The organism is Dactylosporangium sp. NPDC000244, assembly GCF_040300725.1.
Classification (GTDB): domain Bacteria; phylum Actinomycetota; class Actinomycetes; order Mycobacteriales; family Micromonosporaceae; genus Dactylosporangium.
Map to the genome: position 1 here is coordinate 108281 of NZ_JBEPEH010000037.1, position 18192 is coordinate 126472.

Consider the following 18192-nt stretch of genomic DNA (forward strand, 5'->3'; position numbering starts at 1 on the left):
AGATAAATCCGATATGTCGCGGCACGAAGTGCCCGACATATCGGGAATGCCCGGGATCAGCTCTCCAGCGCCGCCTCGGAGACGCGCGGAGCCGGGGTCCGGTCGTCGGCGTGCTCGAGGACGCGCAGGCACGACAGCACCACCAGCGGCAGGGCCGTGGCCAGGGCGGCGCCGAGCACGTTGAACGACACGCCCTCCACGACGCCGGCCAGCAGGCACGCCACCACCAGGCCCGAGAGGGCCGCGCGGACCGGCGGGAAGACGCCCAGCAGCCGCCGCAGGCCGCCCCAGTCGCGCAGCAGGACGAACGTCGCGTACAGCACGCACCCGAGCACCAGCACCGTCAGCGGGCTGGTGACCGTCGTGACCACGTCCGCCTCGGCGATGCGCCGGGCGATGAAGCCCGCGGTGCCGTCCTGGGTGCGCACGAGCAGGCGGCCGACGCTGCTGCGCTGCTCCTCCGGCCGGAACAGGTCCAGGATCGCGAAGCCCGAGCTCACGAAGAGCGCCGCGGCCGCGGCCCAGAGCAGGCGCGTGATGGTGAGCCAGCCGCCGATGGCCATGGCCGCCGCCACGCACATGCCGGCGGTGAGGGCCACGGCGCCGGAGGCGTCGGCACCGAGGTACGGACTGCCGATCACCACCACCCCGACCGCCCCGATCACGGCCATGACGAACGGCCTCCACCGGCGCTCGAAGCGCTGGGCGAGCGCGGCCCCGCCGAGCAGCGCGCCGGTCACGAGCAGGCCCAGGCCGATGACGCCGACGCCGGCGTACCGGCCGCCGACCACCGCCGAGTAGCCGGCCACCCCGTTGAGCTGCAGCCGCGACCCGGTCAGCACGTCGAAGGCGACGGCGAGCGCGGCGACGGCCGCGACCCCGCCGAGCGGCGCGATGGCGCGGCTGCGGCGGCTCAGGAACGCGATCGCGAACGTCGCCACGCCGGTCACGGCCAGGGTCACCCCGCCGAAGCCGAGGCCCGGCCCCGACCAGCGCCACCAGGGCAGCAGGTCGGCGACGAGCGCGGCGGGCACGGCGAGGGACGCGGCGATGAGCAGCACCTCGGCCGCCCGCACGACCGCGCGCGGGATCGGCTTGTGGGTGAGCGGGCCGGCGGGGCGGCGGGCGCGCTGCAGCAGCGGTACCACGGCCAGGAACAGCAGCAGCTCGGCGACGACGAGGGTGGTGAAGAAGTTGGTGCCGACCCGGCGCTGGATGCTCGCCTCGCGGTCGGCGTCGGCGAGCCGGCTCACGGCCGCGGCGACGTCCGCCGGCCGGCCGCTCGCGCTGGTCGAGGCCGCGCCGCCGGCGAAGAGCCGCCCGGGCAGGGGCCGGTCGAGGGCCGCGAGGGCGGTCGGGGCGAGGTCAACGACCTGGATGTACCCCGGCCGCGACGTCGACGGCGAGGTCAGCCAGCCGCCCGTGAACCCGGGCCCCTGGGCGATCGCCACGTGCAGCCGGCTCGTGGCGTCGAGGTCGGACAGCCCGGCGAGGACGACCACCGAGTGCTCAGGGCGGGCGGCGAGGATGCCGGCGAGCGCGGCATCGGCGCGGCGGGCGTCGGTGGCCCGGGAGACGGGGTCGTCGCCGGCGATCTCGCCGAGGTCCACGAGCGTCAGGGCGCAGGAGTCCAGCTGGCCGTCGTCGAGGCCCTCGGAGTACCTGTCGACCCGGCCGTACGGTCGCGCCGCCGCCAGGGCCGCCCCCGGCCCGATCGCGGTGGTGCAGCGCACGCCCTCGGCCAGGGCCCCGGGCTGGGCGCCCCAGTGCAGGTTGCGGTTGCGGGTGACGATGTCGCTCTGGTCGGGCAGCGTCGCGCTGGTCACGTTCTGGTTGATCGACACGTTGAGCCCGGGGCAGACGGGGGTGACCGCGCCCGGGGTGTAGATCGCGAAGTTGCCGGAGCCGAGGGTCAGCCAGCCGTCGCCGGCGCAGGTGATCCGGCGGGCCGAGCGCACCGACAGCGCCCCGATCGCGCCGCCCTGGGCCATCTGCCACATCGCCGGGGTGTCGGACGCGTTCACGTCGTCCCAGCGCAGCCCGGCGACGCCGACGACGATCACGTAGTCCGCGGTCGGCTGGGCCGGGACGGCGGCGGGGCGCGGGATGAGTCCGGCCACGCCGGCGAGGCCGGCCAGCAGCGCCAGCAGCGCCGGGGAGAACCGGTGCAGCCAGAGACGCATCAGCTCCCCCCGCGGGCGGCGCGCAGCTCGGCGTACACCGCCTCGACCTGGTCGATCGTGTCGTGCTCGGTGGGCCAGGCGGCCGCGCGGTCCAGGCCGCGGCGGGCCAGCTCGGCGCGGGCCTCGGGGTCGTCGAGCAGCTCGACGACGGCGTCGTGCACGGCGTCGACGTCGGCCGGCGCGACCAGGCGCGCGGCGGAGCCCACGACCTCGGGCACGCCGCCGACGGCGGTCGACACCAGCGGTACACCCGCCGCCAGGGTCTCCTGGATGAACAGCGGCTGGCCCTCCCACACGCTGGTCGCCACGACCAGGTCGGCCGCGCCGAGCAGGTCGGGCACGTCGTCGCGGTGGCCGAGCAGGTGGACCGGCGCGTGCTCGACGGAGATGCGCTGGGCCAGCGACATGTAGGACGGCCCGCTGCCGGCGATCGCGGTGAACGGCTCCGGGTCCCGGTCGCGCCAGCGCGCCGCGGCGGAGACGAGCGTCTCGAAGCCCTTCTGCGGGTGCAGCCGCCCGACCGCGAGCACCAGCGGCTGCCCGGGCTCGGCCCCGAGCTCCTCGCGGATCTGTTCGGGGGTGTGGGCGACGGGCCGGGGCTTCGGCGCCGGTACCTTCGCCAGCCGCACGTCCCGCCCGCCGAGCTCGGTGGCGCGGGCGGCGAGGTCGCTGGACACGGCGAGGGTGACGTCGGCGGCGCGGGCGACCCGGCGCTCGAGCGGGTGGTAGAGCCGGGCCCGCAGGCCGGTCGCGAGGACGAGGTTGTGCCAGGTGACCACGAGCGGGGTGGCGTCGGCGCGGGCGAGCGCGGCGACGAGCCCGGCGCGCAGGCTGTGGGCGTGGATCACGTCGGCGTCGCGGACGCTGCGGCGCAGGGCGCGCACGGCGAGCACGTCGCCGGGCTGCGGGCTGGGCGGGATCTCCACGGGCACGAACCGCGCGCCGCGGGCGGCGAAGCCGAAGGCCTCCTCGGTCGCGGCCGGGCCGTGCACGCTGACCTCGTGGCCGCGCGCGACCAGGCCCTCGGCGAGCATGCCGACGTGCCGGCCGATGCCGCCCGTGCTGGAGGCCAGGACCAACGCGATGCGGGCGCCCACTACCCATCCCTTCGTCTGACAAGCCGCCGCAGGGTCTGCCGGTCCGCGAGGGCCGCCCCGGCGAGGAACACCACCGCCACCACGACTCCGCACAGCATGCCCTGCACGACGGCCCCGCCCGCACCCGGGGTGACCAGGTGGGAGCGCACGAGCAGCCCGGCGCTGGTCGCGACGGCCGCGGCGGCGACGCCGATCGATACCGTGCGCAACGTGCCGGCGAGGGCCGCGCGCCCGGCCCGGCGGCCGACGGCCACGAGCAGCGCGCCGCCGAGCACGAGCATGCCGATGGAGTTCGCGGCGGCCACGGCGGCGATGCGCTGCTCGATCGGCAGCGCGGTGGCCAGGCTCAGGGCCGCGACCGCGGTCGCGGCCCAGCCGACGGCGGTGGCCACGGCCGCCGGGTACGCGTTCCCGCCCGCGTAGAGGGCCCGCGACAGCAGGGCGAACAGGCCGTAGCCGAGCAGCCCCGGCGCGAACCAGGCGATCCCGCCGGCGAGCGGCCCGACGGCGGGCGGGTGCGAGGAGGCGGCGGCGAGCAGTACGGCGATGGGCCGGGCGAGCACGATCAGCGCGGCGGCGCCGAGGCTGCACAGCAGGACCACGGCCCGCACGGCCGGGGCGAGGGCCGCGGCGAACCCGGCCCGGTCGCCGGCCGCGCCGTGCTCGGCGAGCGCCGGGTACGCCGTCGTGGCCACCGGCACCGCGAGCACCGCCCACGGCAGCAGGAAGATCGTCTGGGCGAGGCTGTAGACGACGATGGCCCCGTCCTGCGGGCTGTAGCTGACGAGGTTGATGGCCAGGCCCAGCACCAGCTGCTGGGTGCCGACGGTGACGATCCCGGCGACGACCAGCGGCCGCAGGGTGGCCATCGCGCCGACGTCGAGCCGGGTCGTGGGCCGGATGCGCAGCCCGAGCCGGCCCACCGGGGCCACCAGGCAGAGCGACAGCACCGCGACGGCAAGGGTCGTACCGCCGGAGAGCAGCAGCAGCTCCGAGCCGCTCACGCTCGACAGGACCGCCCCGCGCCCGGCGACCACGCCGAAGGCGACGTACACGGCCATCACGGTGAGGCTCGACAGCAGGGGCGCGATGACCGGCCAGGCGAAGCGGCGGTACGTCTGCAGCGCCCCGGTGAGCACGATCCCGACACCGTAGAGCGGCAGCTGGGGCGCGAAGACCCGCAGCATCTTCGCCCCGGCGTCGACGACCTCGGCCGGCTGCCCGCTGGTGAGCAGCCCGACCAGCGGGTGCGCGAGCAGGGCGACGACCAGCGCGACCGGGGTCAGGATCAGCACGACCCAGGTGAGCAGGGCGCCGACGGTGCGCCCGACGGCCGCCTTGTCCCGGCCCGCGAGCATCGGCACGACGAGACTGGCCAGGGCGCCGCCCGCGACGAGCTCGAAGATGATGTTCGGGATCGTGTTGGCGGCCTGGTACGCGTCGCCGAGCCGGGTCGGCCCGACGGACGAGTTGAACACCAGAATGCGCGCAAATCCGGCAATCCGGCTCAGGAGGGTGAGGCTCGCGACGAGTGCCGCCGCCCCGAAGATCCTGCTCCTCGTCACCCGCGCGGGCGCGGATACGGGGAGGGTTTCCGGCGGCCCCACTGGTCGATCCGGTTCAGCACCGGGTTGGCCTCGATCACCTTGGTGAACGAGACCTTCTCGCTGGCGGCGGTCAGGGCCACGATCCCGGCCAGGGCCGCGAGCCGCCCGAACGTGCCGGTCCGCGCCGTGTACGCCACCCCGAGCAGCGCGCCGAGCGCGTTCGCCCCGGCGTCGCCGAGCATGATCTCCTCGTCGAGGTCCGCGGGCAGCAGCGCCCCCGCGGCGCCGAGGGGGCCGGACGCGCCCAGCGGGGTGCCGACGGCGATGCCGGCCTTGAGGGCCCGCCCCGGCCGCAGGTCCAGCAGGTTGAACAGGTTGGCCGCGCCCGCGATCACGCCGGCGCCGAGCACGACGTCGACGGCCCGCTTGCGGGGCAGCAGCGCGGCGGCGGCGAGCCCGGCCACGCCGACCCCGGCGATCTTCACCAGGCCGCTGGTCACACGGCCCTCCCGCAGCGCGCCGAGGTGGCCGCGGAAGCCCTTGGCCGCGTGCTCGGGCCGGCCGCCGACCAGGTCGTCGTAGAGCCCGACGGCCCCCGACCCCAGCCCCGCGATCGCGCTCGCGGCCGCGTGCTCGGGCCGGTGCACGATCGCGCCGGCGGTCGCCCCGGCGGCCAGCGCCGGCCCGCCGGCCAGCGACACGCCGCGGCCGCGGAAGTTGGTGCGGGCCAGCTTCGGGTGGTCCTGCAGGGCGCGCAGCACCGCCCGGGCGACACCGCCGCCTACCGGCCCGGCCAGGGCGCTCAGGATCCGCCTACGAGCCATTGGTCACGCTCGCCGTCTTCGGCAGCAGGCTGGTCGCGCCGGTGCCGCTGCCGTAGTGGCCGTACTTGCCGCCGATCCGCTCGGCGAGGGCCATGACCGCCGCGACCTGCCCGTAGGCGGTGACGGCGTTGTCCACGGTCGAGATCGACTTGACCACGGTCGCGTCGCCGATGACGGTGGAGACCAGGCCGTTGGCGGACAGGCCGGCGACGATCACCCTCGCGGAGATGTCGAAGCGGGTGGCGAGGGTCAGCACGGCGGCGTTGCGGTCCTTGGCGTCCTTGCCGCTCGCGGGCGCCCCGGCGATGATGATCGCGGCCTCGGCCGGGGCCTTGAAGTCGCCGTCGAGGCCGATGAACCCGCCGCTCTCGAACGCCGACAGCACCGTGCGGGTGCCCTCGACCTGCGGGGTGCCGGCCTTGCCGAACAGCACCGCGGCGAGCAGCGCCGACGCGGTGTCCACCGCGTTGGACTGGGTCGGCAGCGCGCCGCTGACGGCCGCCGGGGCCGAGGACTCGGCGAGGTCGAGCAGGTTGGCGCTGCTGGCCGGGTTCGTGAACTTGTCCTTGATCGTGACCGTCCCGGCGACCTTGGCCCCGGCCGTGCCGAGCATCGTGGCGATCCCGTCGGTGGCGGCGTTCACGTCGCCGCTGTCGCTGCCGTCGAGCTTGACCAGCAGCACGTTCTTGTTCGGGAGCTTCCCGGCCAGCAGCGCCGGCGCGGCCTCGCTGGCGAAGTCGGCGTTCTTCTTCAGCTCCGCCCGCGCCTGCTCCAGGTCGTCGCGCAGCTGCTGCTTGTCGTCGGTGAGCGTGTTGACCTGCTCGTTGAGGTTCTCGGTCAACGGGCCGTTGGCCGCCGCGGTGCCGACGACGAGGCCGATGGCCAGGGCCAGGAACACCGCCGCCAGCGACACCACGTGGTACCGGAAGTTGATCAAAGCGAGCCCCGTCTACGAGAACAGCGTGAAGATCAGGTTGTCCCACCACTCGGCGATGACGCTGAGATACGCCCGGCCGATCGTGGTGACCGCGAGCGCCGCGGCCATCGCGGCGATCGCCGAGGCCAGCAGCAGGACCAGCGAGGAGCCGGAGAGGCTCTGGCGGTACAGCCGGCTGACCCCCTTCGCGTCGACGAGCTTGCCGCCCAGCTTGAGCCGGGTCAGGAAGGTCGAGGCCATCCCGCCGCGGCCCTTGTCGAGGAACTCGATGAGGGTGTTGTGGGTGCCGACCGCGACCAGCAGCGACGCCCCCTTCTCGTCGGCGAGCAGCATCGCGATGTCCTCGCTGGTCGCCGCGGCGGGGAAGGTGATCGCCTCCACCCCGAGGCGCTGCACCCGGGCCAGGCCCGGGGCGCGTCCGTCGGGGTAGGCGTGCACGACGACCTCGGCCCCGCAGCGCAGCACGTCGTCGCTGACCGAGTCCATGTCGCCGATGATCATGTCCGGCGTGTACCCGGCCTCGACCAGTGCGTCCGCGCCGCCGTCGACCCCGATCAACACCGGCTTGTACTCGCGGATGTAGGGCCGCAGCACGTCGATGTCGGCCTTGTAGTCGTAGCCGCGGACCACGATGAGGCAGTGCCGCCCGGCGATCTGCGTCTGGACCTCCGGCACGCCGACGCCGTCGAGCAGGAGGGCGCGCTCCTGCTTGAGATACTCCATCGTGTTGGCCGCGAAGGCCTCCAGCTGCACCGACAGCCCCTCGCGGGCGTCGGCCATCGACTCGGCGACGGTCTCGGCATCCTGCCGCACGCCCTTGGCCACGGCCTCCTCGCCGACGAACACGGTGTCGCCCTCGATGCGCACCGAGTCGCCCTCGCGCAGCCGGTCGAACAGATCCTCGCCCAGGTCGTCGACGAGCGGGATGCCCGCCTTGATCAGCCCCTCGGGTCCCAGGTTCGGATACCGCCCCGAGACCGACGGCTTCGCGTTGAGCACAGCCGCCACCCCGGATGCGGCCAGCGAGTCGGCCGCCACCCGGTCCAGGTCCACGTGGTCGATGACCGCGATGTCACCCGGCCGCAGCCGCCCCACCAGGCGCTTCGTCCGCCGATCCAGTCGCACGACGCCGGCGATGGCACCCGGCTCGGCGGGCCGGGTGCGGCGCAAGGTTGGAAGTCGCATCAGAACCATCCTGGCATGGACGGCCGACGAAAGCCGCGCACGACATGTCCACGAGCAGGTGGTACGCCCCATTTCACGTTTCCGCGTGACGCCGGTCACCCTCGATGTCCATCACGGAATGTCGCCCACCCGACACTCCGGGCGCGTATTTACGACCCCCGGGAGCCCCTCTCATCTGCACCGCAGGAAACCAAGGGGGCCACCCGATGGGGACGTTGTCGTCGATCCGCCTGACCCGCGTGCCGAACCTCGCCGGCAAGACCCCGGCCGAGGCCTCGGCCGCCCTACGCGCCGCCGGACTCGAGCTCGGAGTGGTCCGCGAGATCGGCCCGGCCGGCGCCATGATCGTGCTCGAGCAGTCCACCCTGGCGCTGACCGTCGCGCCCGTCGGCACCCGCGTCAACCTCCTGGTCGGCCGCTGCTGAGAGCCTCCGCAGCGCCTCGGCGGCGACCAGCAGCACCGCCGCGGCCGCGTAGGCGAACAGCAGCGCCTTCCAGATCACGCCGTCGAAGTAGATCCCGCAGCCGAAACCGATGAGCCCCGCCGTCGAGGCCCACAGGCTCGCCCCGGCCGCCGTCCACGCCTGGAAGCGCCCCGCCGGGTACCCGACCACCCCGGCGGCCAGCGCGGACGCGGCCCGGCCGCCCGGCAGCCAGCGGGCGAAGACGAACACCTGTCCCCCGTGCGCGTCCAGCGTGCGCCGCACCCACGCGTAGACGTCCCGCTCCCGGGCCCGCCGCCGCAGCCGCGTCCCGATGCGGTACGCCACCGTGTCCCCCGCGAACGCCCCGGCGGCAGCCGCCACGATCACGAGCACGATCCACGGCCGCCCGGTCGCGCCGGAGAGCACGGAGACGGTGATGAGCGTGGTCTCGGACGGCGAGAGCGGCACGAGCGAGTCGAGCCCCGCGATCACGAAGACCGCGAGCAGCACCCAGGGCGACCCGGCGACCGCATCTATCACGATCAAAACGTAGGGCGACGAATCGAACGCGAGACGTCGCCCAACCGAACTTACGCCTGCGCTTTCCCCCGGTCCGCCACCAACAACGGCCCTGCGCCTGCGCTTTCCCCCGGTCCGCCACCGACAGCAGCCCCTCGGCGTGCGCGATCCCCAGCCCTTACGCCTGCGCTTTCCCCCGGTCCGCCACCGACAGCAGCCCCTCGGCGTGCGCGATGCCCAGCCCTTACGCCTGCGCTTTCTCCCGGTCCGCCACCGACAGCAGCTCCTCGGCGTGGGCGATCCCCAGGTCGGAGTTCGGCAGGCCGGCCAGCATCCGCGCCAGCTCCCGCGCCCGGTCCGTGTGCTCCACGACCGTCACGCCACTCGTCGTCACGGCGCCCCCGGTGTCCTTGGCGACCACCAGATGCCGGTCCGCGAAGGCCGCGACCTGCGGCAGATGGGTCACCACCAGGACCTGATGGTCACGCGCCAGCCGGGCCAGCCGCTTGCCGATCTCCACCGCGGCCGTGCCACCGACCCCCGAGTCGACCTCGTCGAACACCAGCGTCGGCGGCCCGCCGACCCCGGCGAACACGACCTCGATCGCCAGCATGACCCGCGACAGCTCGCCGCCCGACGCGCCCTTCTGCAGCGGCTGCGACGGCGCCCCCGGATGCGGCAGCAACCGCAGCTCGATGTCGTCGGCCCCGTCGGGCCCGACCCCGCTGTCCGTCCCGGCCGCCGTCGCGATGCTCGGCCCGCTCCCGGCCGCCTTCGGCCCCACCACGACCTCGATCCGCGCGTGCGGCATCGCCAGCCCGGCCAGCTCCACCGTCACGTCCGCCGCGAACCGGCCCGCGGCCTCGTGCCGGGCCGCCGACAGCACCGCCGCCACCTCCGCGACCTCGCCGTGCAGCCGCTGCCGCTCCCGGTCGAGCTCCTCGAGCAGCTCGTCGGACGTGTCCACCTCTGCGAGCCGGGTCCGCGCGCGATCGGCCCAGGCCACCACCCCGTCGACGTCCTCCGCGTATTTGCGCGTCAGCGCCCGCAGCGCCGCCCGCCGCTCGTAGACCTCCTCGAGCCGCCCCGGGTCGGCGTCGAGGGACGCCAGGTAGGTGCCGAGCTCGGTGGAGACGTCGCCCGCGAGCGTGGCGACCTCGTCGAGGCGCGCCGCGAGCTCGCCCAGCACCCGGTCGACGCCCGCCTGGGCCTCCAGGGTGCGCCGGGCCGTCGCGATGAGGCTCAGCACGTCGGCCACCTCGTCGCCGCCGTCGCCGGTGCCGGACATCGCCACGTGCGCCAGCTGCGCCGCCGAGCGCAGCCCCTCGACGTGCTCGAGCCGCTGCGCCTCCTCGCGCAGCAGCTCGTCCTCGCCCGGCTGCGGGTCGACCCGCGTGATCTCGTCGAGGCCGAGCTTGAGCAGCTCCGCCTCCTGGCTGCGCTGCCGCGCGTTGGCCCGCCGGTCGGCCAGGTCGTCCTCGACGGCCCGCCAGCGGTTGTACAGCTCCGCGAACCGCCCCAGCAGCTTCTCGTGCTCCGGACCCGCATACCGGTCCAGCGAGGCCCGCTGCTCGGCCGGGCGCAGCAGCCGCAGCTGGTCCGACTGGCCGTGCAGGGCGAACACCCGCTCGCCGACCTCCGACAGCAGCGACACCGGCACCGTCCGGCCGCCGACGTGCGCCCGGGAGCGGCCCTCGGCGGTCAGCGTGCGGCTCATGAGCAGCGTGCCATCGTCGTCGACCTCGGCGCCCGCGTCGGCGATGCGGCTCTCCACCGCGGCCCGCACGTGCGCGGGCAGCGTCAACCGGCCGTCGACGGTGGCCCGGCCCGGGTCGGCGCGCACCCGGCCCGCGTCGGCGCGGCCGCCGAAGAGCAGGTTGAGGCTCGTCACGACCATGGTCTTGCCCGCGCCGGTCTCGCCCGTGATGACCGTCAGGCCCGGGCCGAGGGGCAGGGTGGCGTCTTCGATCACGCCGAGTCCGGTAATGCGGAGTTCCTCCAGCACGGAAGGAACACTAGCTGCGGGGTACGACAGTTCTCCACTCAGCCGGGCCGTCAGCCGTGCCGTTTGTTGTGGCCACGGCCCGCTCGTCACACTGCGTAAAGGTAAGATCACGCAGACGCATCAGCCGTGGCGCTTGTTGTGCCGCCAGCCCTCCACGGGCAGCCCGAACTTCGCCACGAGACGATCCGTGAACGGACGCTCCCGCAGGCGAACCACCCGGACGGGGAGTGCTCCGCGCCGGACCGTCACCGTCGAGCCGGGTGCTAGGTCCATCACCCGCCGGCCGTCACACGACAGCAGCGCGAAGCTCGTGAACGGCTCCACGTTGACCGTGATCGTCGAGTCCGGCGAGATGACCAGCGGCCGGCTGAACAGCGCGTGCGCCGAGATCGGCACCAGCAGCAGAGCCTCCAGCTCCGGCCACACCACCGGCCCGCCGGCCGAGAACGCATACGCCGTCGAGCCCGTCGGCGTCGCGCAGACGACGCCGTCGCAGCCGTACCGCGACAACGGCCGCCCGTCGACCTCCACGAGCAGCTCCAGCATCTTCTCGCGGGCGCCCTTCTCGACGGTGACCTCGTTGAGCGCCCAGGAGTTGCCGACCAGGCGCCCCGCGTGCTCGGCGGTCACGTCGATGGTGAGGCGCTCGTCGACCGTGTACGTGCCCTCGACGATCTCCCGCACGGCCTTGTCGACGTCGCCGATCTCGGCCTCGGCCAGGAACCCGACCTTGCCGAGGTTGATGCCCAGCAGCGGCGCCTTCGCCGGCCGGGCCAGCTCCGCCGCACGCAGCAGCGTGCCGTCCCCGCCGAGCGCGAAGACGATCTCGACGCCCTGCGCGGCCGCCTCCCCGCTGACCGGCACGGCCCGCGGAATGGCCAGCTCGGGAGCCTCGTCGGCCAGGACTCGTACCGTGAAACCGCTGTCGAGCAGATCCGCCGCCACGGTCCGGGCATGATCGTTGTTGCTGGCCTTGCCCGTGTGCGCAACAAGCAACGCCTCACGATCGCTCATGCCGCCACCTCCGCAAGCTCCGGTGACGGCACGACAAAGCTGTGCCCATGGTGAGCGGCCCCTCCGCTTCGCTCCGGACCGCTCACGCCACCACTCCCTCGACGACCTGCTGCACCACGCCCGGGTCGACCGGCGGCGCGTCGCGGCGCAGCCACAGGAAGAATTCCACGTTGCCCTGCGGCCCCGGCAGCGGGCTGCGCGCGACCCCGGCCACCCCGAGCCCGAGCCCGGCGGCCGCGGCGGCGACGTCGAGCACCGCCGCGGTCCGCAGCTGCGGCGAGCGGACGACACCCCGGTCGCCCAGCGCCTCCCGGCCCACCTCGAACTGCGGCTTCACCATCGGCACCAGGTCCCCGTCCGGGGCCGTGCACGCCGCCAGCGCCGGCAGCACCAGCTTCAGCGAGATGAACGACAGGTCGGCAACGGTCAGCTCGCACACCCCGCCGATCTGCTCCGGCTCCAGCGTCCGCACGTTGGTCCGCTCGATCACCGTCACCCGCTCGTCGGTCCGCAGCGACCACGCGATCTGGCCGTAGCCGACGTCGACGGCGGCGACCGTGGCCGCCCCCCGGCGCAGCAGCACGTCGGTGAACCCGCCCGTGGACGCGCCCGCGTCGAGGCAACGGCGGCCCGCCACCGGCAGCCCGGCGAACGTGTCCAGCGCCCCGGCGAGCTTGTGCCCGCCCCGCGAGACGTACTCGTCCTCCGCCGCCTCCAGCACCCGCACCGGGTCCGCCGGGTCGATCTGGGCCGCGGCCTTCCCGGCGGCCGTACCCCGCACTTCCACCCGGCCCGCGGCGATCAGCGCCGCCGCCTGCTCCCGGGAGCGGGCCAGGCCCCGGCGCACGAGCTCGGCGTCGAGTCGGTTCCGGCGCGCCATCTGCCAGCAGCTCCCTGAAAGCTCAGCGTTCCTCGATCGTGCCCAGCGTCTCCTGCAGCGTGCGATGGGCTTCGGTGTACACCGAAACCTGCTGCCGCAGCGGAAGCGACGCTACATCGCCCAACGCCGCAACCGCCGCCTCGACCCGGCCCAGCACCCCGGCACCGGGCGGGCCCGGCATCGGCCCGGGCACCGGCCCGGGGCCGGGACCAGGCACGGGCGCGGTCACGACGCGGTCTTCCGGGGCGCGCGAGCGGTCTTCTTCACGGGCAGCTTGTCCGACGCCGGCCCGACCTCAGAGGCCGCCGCGACGGTCTCGATCGCCTTCTTCGCCGCCACCTTCTTCGCCGGCGCGGCCTTCGCGGGCGGAGCCGCCGGAGCCTCGGGGGCCGCCTTCGCCGGCGCCGCGGCCTTCTTCGCCACCGTCTTCTTCGCGACCGCCTTCGCCGGCGCCACGGCTTCCGGAGCCTCCGCGATCGCCTCGGCGCCGACCGGCGGCGCGGGCTCGTGCGGCGGCGCGACCGCGGCGATCGTCGCCTCCTTCAGCTGCGCCTCGAGCTCGTGCACCCGCGACGTCAGCGCCGACACCTCGTCCGCGGTGGCCAGTCCGACGGCGCCGAGGGCCCGATCCAGCTCGTACCGCACCAGCTTCGTCAGCGCATCACGGTTCGCCGAGCCGGCCTTGAGCAGGTCCTCGGCCATCGTCTGCAACTGCTCGGCGGTCGCGCCGCTCTTGCCGACCAGGCGCCGGACCGTCTTCGTCGCCTTCTTCGTGGTGGCCTCGGTCATGCCGTAGGCGAGCTCCAGGTACGCCCGCCATGCTTCCTGCGCCATATTGCGTCTCTCCTCCAAGTGGTGTACGCCATCACGCTACCGGGCGTGCCGCGAAGCCGTACGGTACCGTCACATTCCACAGCACCAGCGAAAGGCGGGGTTTTCGCGCATGGCAACGGTTGAAGAGTGTCGCGCCGCTCTGGAGAAGCTCGCGGAACGGCTGGCCGCCAACGCCGCCCAGGCCCGGGAGAAGCTCGACTTCGACCGGACCCTCGCCTGCCGCGTCACCGACCTGAACGTGGCCTTCCACGGCCGGCTCCAGGGCGGCCAGATCACCGACCTGACCGACGGCGACGACCCGCGCGCGAAGATCAAGCTGACCTCGAGCGGCGACGACCTCGTCGCGCTCGTCAACGGCCGGCTCAACGTCATGCAGGCGTGGACCAGCGGCCGCATCAAGATCGACGCCGGCATGATGGACCTGCTGAAACTGCGCAAGCTCCTCTGAGCCGAAGCGCTCCGACCGGCCCGGCGCAACGCGCCCGGGCCGGTCCTGCCACTGCCGGTCCTAGACCAGCTTCAGCCACTTGAGCGCGGCCTGCGCGGCCTCGCCGTCCCCGACGACCGGCCGCACCTCCCCCGCCGCCCAAGCGACCTGGCACAGTGCGTTGAGGGCGTCCACGCGGCGGCCGTCGCCCGACAGCCACCACTGCCCGTCACGGTCCTCGACCCGCCACCCCGACGGCTGGGCCGCCGCGTCCTCGAACAGCCCGCCGAGATCCTCGGCGACGAACGTCGGGCGCCGCTCGACCGGAGCCGCGAGCAGTTCCGCCGCGTCGGACACCCCGGTGAGCACGAGCAGGCTGTCCATCCCCGCCCGGTACGCGCCCTCGATGTCCGTGTCGAGCCGATCCCCGACCACGATCGGGCGCTGAGCACCCCGCTCCCGGGCCGCCTCCACGAACAGCGCCGGGTCCGGCTTGCCCACGATCGTGTCCGGCTGCCGGCCCAGCGCCGTGGCCATCGCCACCACGAGCGACCCGTTGCCGGGCAGCGGCCCGCGCGGCGACGGCAGCGTCTTGTCGGCGTTGGTCGCGATCCAGGCCGCGCCGCCCCGGATCGCCACGGCGGCGTCGCCGAGATCGCGCATCCGCACGTCCGGCCCGTACCCCTGCACCACGACCCGCGCCTGCTCCGCCTCCGTGACCGGCGTGAGCCCGACGGCGACGACCTCATCGCGCAGCGCCGGCGCCCCGAGGATCAGCACCGGCGTGCCGGGCTCGAACCGCTCCGCCATGAGCAGCGCGGTCGCGTGCGCCGAGGTGACGACCTCGCGCGTCTCCGCCGGGATGCCGATCCGCGTGAGCAGGGCCGCGACGTCGCCGGGCAGCCGCGAGGCGTTGTTCGTCGCGTACGCGCTCGGGATCCCCCGCTCGCGCAGCTTCGCGCACGCCTCCGCCGCGCCGGGGATGACCTGGTCGACGAGGTACAGCACCCCGTCGAGATCAAAGATCACCAGGTCGTAGTGCCCGACCAGGTCACCCGCCTGCGCGTCGCTCACGCCCGGCCCTTCTCGCCGCCGGCGTCCCCGCCCTTGGCGTCGGAGTCGTCCGGGCCGTCGTCGTCCGCCTTGGAGCCGCCGGCGTCCTGGCCGGCCGCCTCCTTCTCGTCCGTACCGTCGTGGTCCCCGTCGACATCGTCATCGGCGTCGTCATCGTCATCGTCGTCGGCGTCCTCGGAGTCCGCGGGCGCACGGCCGGCATCGTCGTGGTCGCCGTCCGACTCGTCGTCGTAGTCGTCCGCATCGTCACGGTCCTCGTCGTCTTCATCGTCGCCGAGGTCGTCGTCATCGTCGTAGTCGTCTTCGTCGTCTTCGTCGTCGTCTTCTTCGTCGTCGTAGTCGTCCGCGTCCTCGTCGTCCTCATCGTCGTCGAGGTCGTCGTCGTCCTCATCGTCCTCGTCGTCGTAATCGTCGTCGTCTACGTCGTCATCGTCTTCGTCGTCGTAGTCGTCGCCGTCACGATCGTCATCGTCATCGTCGCGGTCGTCATCGTCGCGGTCGTCGTCTTCGTCCTCGTCGCGGTCATCGTCGCGGCCGGCCGCACGACCCTCGCCGCCCTCGGACTCCTCGTCGTCATCCGCGTCGGCGTCGCCGTCGAGCGTGATCCCGTCGAGCTCGAGCAGCCGCTCGGCCGCGTCGGTGCGCAGGTCCTCGTCGAGGTCCGCGGCCCGGGCGAACCACTCCCGCGCCTCTTCCCGCCGACCCGCGCGCAGCAGCGCATCGGCGTACGCGTACCGCAGCCGCGCCGCCCACGGCGCATCCGGCGCCGAGGTCAGCTCGCGCACCTGCAGCATCGCCACCGCCGCGTCCGTCTGCCCCAGGTCCCCGCGTGCCCCGGCGGCGACGATGAGCAGCTCGACGATCTCCTCGGCCGAGAGCCGCTCCCGATCCGCCGTCCGGAAGAGATCGATCGCCTTCTCCGGCCGCTCGAGCGCCCGCTCGCAGTCCGCGATGACCGCGATGTGGGTCTGCTTACCCGACATCCGGTGGTACGTCCGCAGCTCCCCGAGCGCCGTCTGCCACTCGCCGGCGTGGTACGCCGCGAGCCCCGCGGCCTCCCGCACGACGGCGATCCGCGACGCCTTCCGCCGCGCGACGAGCGCGTGCGCGAGCGCCAGCTCCGGGTCGTCGTCGATCAGCTGCCCGGCGGCAACGAGCCGGCGAGCAACCTCCTCGGCGACGGGCCGGGCGAGCGAACTGAGCTCCGAGCGCACCTCACGGTCGAGCTCCGACGGATCGATGTCGTCGGCGAGCACCGGGTCGGCAACGCGGCTGACGGTCTCCTCGCCAGTGTCCTCGCTGCTGACGAACCCGGGGTCGCTGCTGCGCGGCCGGTACCCACCGGCATCGCTGCGCCGCAGCCCCTCGGACCGCTGGTACCCGCCGGCACGGTCGCCGGTGTCCCGCCCACGGTCCCGATCCCGGTCGCGGAAGCCGCCACCGGGCCGGTCGCCGTCACGGTCCCGCCGCTGGTAGCCGCCGCCCTCACGGTCACGGAACCCGCCACCAGTGGGCCGATCGCCACGATCGCGGAACCCGCCACCAGTGGGCCGGTCGCCACGGTCACGGAACCCGCCACCAGTGGGCCGGTCGCCACGGTCACGGAACCCGCCACCAGTGGGCCGATCGCCACGGTCACGGTCCCGGAACCCGCCACCGCTCGGCCGGTCCCCACGATCGCGGAAGCCACCGCCGGTGGGCCGGTCGCCACGGTCACGGTCGCGGAAGCCCCCGCCACTGGGCCGGTCACCCCGGTCACGGTCACGGAACCCGCCACCGGTGGGCCGGTCGCCACGGTCACGGAACCCGCCGCCACTGGGCCGGTCGCCACGATCACGGAAGCCGCCACCGCTCGGCCGGTCACCCTGGTCACGGTCCCGGAATCCCGAGGGCCGGTCCCCATCGCGATCGCGCCGCTGGTACCCGCCACCGTCCCGATCCCGGGACGGCCGATCCCCGCGCGGCCCGCCATCGCGGTCACGGAACCCGCCACCACTCGGCCGATCGCCACGGTCACGGAACCCGCCACCAGTGGGCCGATCGCCACGGTCACGGTCACGGAACCCACCACCGGCCGGCCGGTCGCCACGGTCACGGTCGCGGAAGCCACCACCACTGGGCCGATCGCCACGGTCACGGAAGCCGCCACCAGTGGGCCGGTCACCCCGGTCACGGTCACGGAACCCGCCACTGGGCCGGTCGCCACCGTCGCGGAACCCGCCGCCACTGGGCCGGTCGCCGTCGCGATCACGCCGCTGGTACCCGCCGCCACCATCACGGTCGCGGAACCCACCACCGGTGGGCCGGTCACCCCGGTCACGGAAGCCGCCACCGGCCGGCCGATCTCCACGGAACCCGCCGCCACTGGGCCGGTCGCCGTCGCGATCACGCCGCTGGTACCCGCCGCCGTCCCGATCCCCGCGGTACGGCCGCTCGGGCCGATCCCCACGCGGGCCACCATCGCGGTCCCGGAACCCGCCACTCGGCCGGTCCCCACGAGCTCCACCGTCACGGTCCCGGAACCCTGAGGGCCGGTCACCGTCCCGGCGCTGATAGCCGCCACCTTCCCGGTCGCGGAACCCGCCGCCGGTGGGCCGGTCACCCCGGTCACGGTCACGGGACCCGCCAGCAGTGGGCCGGTCGCCACGGTCACGGGACCCGCCACCAGTGGGCCGGTCGCCACGGTCGCGGAAGCCGCCACCAGTGGGCCGGTCGCCACGGTCGCGGAAGCCGCCACCAGTGGGCCGGTCGCCACGGTCGCGGAAGCCGCCACCGGTGGGCCGGTCGCCCCGGTCACGGTCACGGAATCCGCCGCCGCTGGGCCGATCCCCGCGGTACCCACCGCCGTCACGATTCGGCCGCTCGCCGCGGTCCCGGGACGGACGGTCACCGTCACGCCCACCCCGGAATTCACCCCGGCCACGGTCATCCCGCGACTGGCCGCCGGCCCGATCGTCGCGAGAGTTCCCGCGCGGCCGATCGCCGCCGCGGGAGTGAGAGTCATCCCTGCGCGGCCGCCGCTCCTGGCCGTCGCCGTCGTGTGGCATGTTCACGACTTCATCCTTCCCGACCGGGGTACGCCGTATGCGTTCGACCCGGTAAAACGAATCAAGGGCCGCCCAGACGGGCGGCCCTTGATCGAATGATTGTCCGGCGGCGTCCTACTCTCCCACACTCTCTCGGGTGCAGTACCATCGGCGCTGGAGGGCTTAGCTTCCGGGTTCGGAATGGGACCGGGCGT

16 protein-coding genes, 1 rRNA gene and 1 pseudogene are annotated in these 18192 nt (G+C 74.3%); 3 read left to right on the forward strand and 15 right to left on the reverse strand.

Features of this window, described 5'->3' with window-relative positions; genetic code table 11:
• Window positions 1-56: 56 nt before the first annotated feature.
• From ABT369_RS42275 to steA, 6 genes are read right to left on the reverse strand one after another with little or no spacing between them, the layout of a single operon-like run.
• Entirely contained in the window at window positions 57-2183 is a 2127-nt protein-coding gene (locus ABT369_RS42275) for a hypothetical protein (RefSeq protein ID WP_350621357.1), read from the reverse strand.
• A complete protein-coding gene (locus ABT369_RS42280; RefSeq protein WP_350621359.1) occupies window positions 2183-3280 on the reverse strand; it encodes a glycosyltransferase family 4 protein in 1098 nt (365 codons plus the stop codon). The genes ABT369_RS42275 and ABT369_RS42280 overlap by 1 nt, the downstream gene beginning before the upstream one ends.
• Window positions 3280-4845, reverse strand: a complete 1566-nt coding sequence (murJ, locus tag ABT369_RS42285; RefSeq protein WP_350621361.1) for a murein biosynthesis integral membrane protein MurJ — start codon at window positions 4843-4845, stop codon at window positions 3280-3282. The genes ABT369_RS42280 and murJ overlap by 1 nt, the downstream gene beginning before the upstream one ends.
• On the reverse strand, window positions 4842-5651 hold the full coding sequence (locus ABT369_RS42290; protein ID WP_350621363.1) for a hypothetical protein: 810 nt from the start codon (window positions 5649-5651) through the stop codon (window positions 4842-4844). The genes murJ and ABT369_RS42290 overlap by 4 nt, the downstream gene beginning before the upstream one ends.
• On the reverse strand, window positions 5641-6588 hold the full coding sequence (locus ABT369_RS42295) for a copper transporter (RefSeq protein WP_350621365.1): 948 nt from the start codon (window positions 6586-6588) through the stop codon (window positions 5641-5643). The genes ABT369_RS42290 and ABT369_RS42295 overlap by 11 nt, the downstream gene beginning before the upstream one ends.
• 12 nt (window positions 6589-6600) lie before the next feature.
• Window positions 6601-7773, reverse strand: coding sequence for a putative cytokinetic ring protein SteA (gene steA, locus ABT369_RS42300; RefSeq protein WP_350621367.1), 1173 nt, complete (start codon window positions 7771-7773; stop codon window positions 6601-6603).
• A gap of 206 nt (window positions 7774-7979) precedes the next feature.
• On the opposite strand from steA, the gene ABT369_RS42305 reads away from it, so the two are divergent.
• The gene (locus ABT369_RS42305; RefSeq protein ID WP_350621369.1) at window positions 7980-8198 is read left to right on the forward strand and encodes a PASTA domain-containing protein; all 219 of its coding nucleotides are present in this window, start codon (window positions 7980-7982) and stop codon (window positions 8196-8198) included.
• A 120-nt stretch (window positions 8199-8318) separates the two neighbouring features.
• Here ABT369_RS42305 and ABT369_RS42310 read toward each other — a convergent pair.
• The 6 genes and pseudogenes from ABT369_RS42310 to ABT369_RS42335 form a co-directional block, all read right to left on the reverse strand.
• Window positions 8319-8738: pseudogene (locus ABT369_RS42310) on the reverse strand (DedA family protein); the annotation flags it as partial.
• Between the two features lie 223 nt (window positions 8739-8961).
• The gene (gene recN, locus ABT369_RS42315; RefSeq protein ID WP_350621371.1) at window positions 8962-10722 is read right to left on the reverse strand and encodes a DNA repair protein RecN; all 1761 of its coding nucleotides are present in this window, start codon (window positions 10720-10722) and stop codon (window positions 8962-8964) included.
• A 120-nt stretch (window positions 10723-10842) separates the two neighbouring features.
• Entirely contained in the window at window positions 10843-11736 is an 894-nt protein-coding gene (locus tag ABT369_RS42320) for an NAD kinase (protein ID WP_350621373.1), read from the reverse strand.
• A gap of 82 nt (window positions 11737-11818) precedes the next feature.
• Window positions 11819-12616: a TlyA family RNA methyltransferase gene (locus ABT369_RS42325; RefSeq protein WP_350621375.1), complete on the reverse strand. Its 798-nt coding sequence runs from the start codon at window positions 12614-12616 to the stop codon at window positions 11819-11821.
• 22 nt (window positions 12617-12638) lie between these two features.
• Window positions 12639-12845 carry a hypothetical protein gene (locus ABT369_RS42330; RefSeq protein WP_350621377.1) on the reverse strand — a complete coding sequence of 69 codons (207 nt, stop codon included), beginning with the start codon at window positions 12843-12845 and terminating at the stop codon, window positions 12639-12641.
• Window positions 12842-13450: a phasin family protein gene (locus tag ABT369_RS42335; protein WP_350621379.1), complete on the reverse strand. Its 609-nt coding sequence runs from the start codon at window positions 13448-13450 to the stop codon at window positions 12842-12844. The genes ABT369_RS42330 and ABT369_RS42335 overlap by 4 nt, the downstream gene beginning before the upstream one ends.
• 109 nt (window positions 13451-13559) lie before the next feature.
• Here ABT369_RS42335 and ABT369_RS42340 point away from each other — a divergent pair, with 109 nt between their 5' ends.
• Complete coding sequence (locus ABT369_RS42340; RefSeq protein WP_350621381.1) at window positions 13560-13898, forward strand: SCP2 sterol-binding domain-containing protein; 339 nt, start codon at window positions 13560-13562, stop codon at window positions 13896-13898.
• A gap of 60 nt (window positions 13899-13958) precedes the next feature.
• Here ABT369_RS42340 and ABT369_RS42345 read toward each other — a convergent pair whose 3' ends face one another.
• Together ABT369_RS42345 and ABT369_RS42350 are read right to left on the reverse strand one after the other, a co-directional pair.
• Window positions 13959-14951, reverse strand: coding sequence for an HAD-IIA family hydrolase (locus tag ABT369_RS42345; RefSeq protein WP_350621383.1), 993 nt, complete (start codon window positions 14949-14951; stop codon window positions 13959-13961).
• A complete protein-coding gene (locus tag ABT369_RS42350) occupies window positions 14948-15751 on the reverse strand; it encodes a hypothetical protein (protein WP_350621385.1) in 804 nt (267 codons plus the stop codon). The genes ABT369_RS42345 and ABT369_RS42350 overlap by 4 nt, the downstream gene beginning before the upstream one ends.
• 186 nt (window positions 15752-15937) lie before the next feature.
• Here ABT369_RS42350 and ABT369_RS42355 point away from each other — a divergent pair, with 186 nt between their 5' ends.
• Entirely contained in the window at window positions 15938-17479 is a 1542-nt protein-coding gene (locus tag ABT369_RS42355; RefSeq protein ID WP_350621387.1) for a hypothetical protein, read from the forward strand.
• 620 nt (window positions 17480-18099) lie between these two features.
• On the opposite strand, the gene rrf is transcribed toward ABT369_RS42355, so the two are convergent.
• Window positions 18100-18192, reverse strand: a 5S ribosomal RNA gene (gene rrf / locus ABT369_RS42360); the annotation flags it as partial.